Here is a 2196-nt window from a genome sequence, read left to right as displayed (position 1 = left end):
GCCCCCCACCCCCGGCGGGCGCCGCGCGAAACGCCCACCGGCCTGGTCGCCGAGCAACTGGCCGGTCCGCGCGAAGGTGCTGGCGATCGTGCTGGTGCCGCTGATCCTGGCGACGGTCTTCGGCGTGCTGCGGGTCCACGGTGCGATGGCCAACTCCGGCGACCTCAAGCTGGCCGCCGCCCGCGCCGACGTGCTGCCGGCGGTCACCAAGTACATGTCCGCCATGGACGTCGCGCTGCTGGCGGGCTCGACCGGCCGCGACGTCGAGGGCGCCGGGAAGAACTACGAGGCGCGCAAGTACGAGCTGCAGCAGCGGCTGGCCGACACCGACGTCACCCCCGACGTCCGGTCGGGGGTCAACACGTTGCTCAACGGCGGTCGGGCGCTGCTGGACAAGGTCGCCGACAACAGCATCGGTTTGCGGGAGCGGATCACCACCTACGCCCCGATCCTGCTGACGGCCGAGGACGTCATCAACGCCTCGGTGCGCGTCGACGACCAGCGGATCCGCACCGAGACCCGGGGCCTGAGCCGGGCGGTGGGGGCCCGCGGGCAGATGACGATGCAGAAGATCCTGGTCACCCGGGGGGCCGACCTGCCCGAGCCCGCGCTGCGGACGGCGATGGTCACGCTGGCCGGCACCGAACCGTCGACGCTGTTCGGCATGAGTCAGGTGCTCGGGGTCGGCTCCCCGGAAGCCAAGGCGCTGCAGCAGCAGATGGTGGCCCGGATGGCGATCATGTCCGATCCGGCCAGCGTGCTCGTCGACAACCCGGACCTGCTGCGCTCGATCCAGACCACCGACGACGTCGCCGGCCGGATCGTCGACGACACGACGGCGGCGATCACCAGGTCGGTGCGCGCCCAGGCCGCCGACCGGCACGACGCCGCCGTCCTGGACGCCGTCCTGGTGGCGGCGGCGATCGTGATCGCCCTGGTCGTCGTGCTGCTGGTGGCGCGCGCGCTCGTCGTGCCGCTGCGCGTGCTGCGCGACGGCGCGCTCAAAGTCGCCCACACCGACCTCGAGGAGGAGGTGGCCCGGGTCAGGGCGGGCGGCGCCGACCCGGTCCCGCAGCCGCTGCCGGTGTACACCACCGAGGAGATCGGTCAGGTCGCCCACGCGGTCGACGAGCTGCACACCCGGGCGCTGCTGCTGGCCGGCGACGAGGCGCGGCTGCGGTTGCTGGTCAACGACATGTTCGAGACCATGTCGCGGCGCAGCCGTTCGCTGGTCGACCAGCAGTTGTCGCTCATCGACCGGCTGGAGCGCGACGAGCGGGACCCCGAACGCCTGGACAGCCTGTTCCGGCTGGACCACCTGGCCGCCCGACTGCGCCGCAACAGCGCCAACCTGCTGGTCCTGGCGGGTGCGCAGCTCGCGCGCGACCAGCGCGAACCGGTGCCGCTGTCGACGGTGGTCAACGCCGCGGTGTCCGAGGTGGAGGACTACCGCCGGGTCGAGATCCTCGGGCTGCCCGACTGCGCGCTGGTGGGTGCGGTGGCCGGCGGCGCGATCCACCTGTTCGCCGAGCTGATCGACAACGCGCTGAGCTACTCCCCGCCGACGACGCCGGTCCGGGTCTCCGGCACGCCGGGCGGCGACGGCGGCGTGCTGCTGCGCATCGCCGACGCGGGCCTGGGCATGAGCGACGCCGACCGGCGCATCGCCAACACGCGGCTGCAGGAGGGCGGCGACGCCACCCCGGACCCGACTCCTGACAATGCCCGGCACATGGGGCTGTTCGTGGTGGGCCGGATCGCCGCCCGGCACGGCATCCGGGTCGGGCTGCGCGGCCCGGTGGGCCAGGAAGCCGGGCCGGGCACGACGGCCGAGATCTACCTGCCGCCGACCGTGCTCGACGGCGTGGCGCCGGCCCCCTCGGAGGCGCCGCGGGCGGCGGGGTCGTGGGCGATGCCGGTGTCCGCGCCGCGTGCCGAACCCGCCGGCGCCCCGCCGGCGGGGCCGGCGCCCGAGCCCGAGCCCGAGCCGGCGACCCGCAACGGGTCCGGCCCGTCGGTGACGCTGTTGCCGCGCCGCAACCCGGGCTCGAGCGGCATCACCGACGTCCCCGCCCCGCCGGTGCAGGAGCAGCCCGGGCGCGGCCGCCGCGAGCTGGCCACCCCGTGGTGGGAGAGCGGCCGGCGGGCCGAGCCGCAGCCGGCCCCGCAGGCCCCGAAAGCCCCGCAGGCCCCGAA

At 75.0% G+C, this 2196-nt stretch carries 1 protein-coding gene; it reads left to right on the top strand.

Annotation, left to right across the window (positions count from 1 at the left end; translation table 11 throughout):
- On the top strand, window positions 1–2196 hold a 2196-nt coding region (locus tag FPZ47_RS27245), incomplete at both ends, for a sensor histidine kinase (RefSeq protein ID WP_145039759.1).

Origin of the sequence: Mycobacterium helveticum, from assembly GCF_007714205.1 — a bacterium.
In the GTDB taxonomy this organism is placed as follows: Bacteria; Actinomycetota; Actinomycetes; order Mycobacteriales; family Mycobacteriaceae; genus Mycobacterium; species Mycobacterium helveticum.
This window is presented reverse-complemented; position numbering and strand designations above follow the sequence as displayed.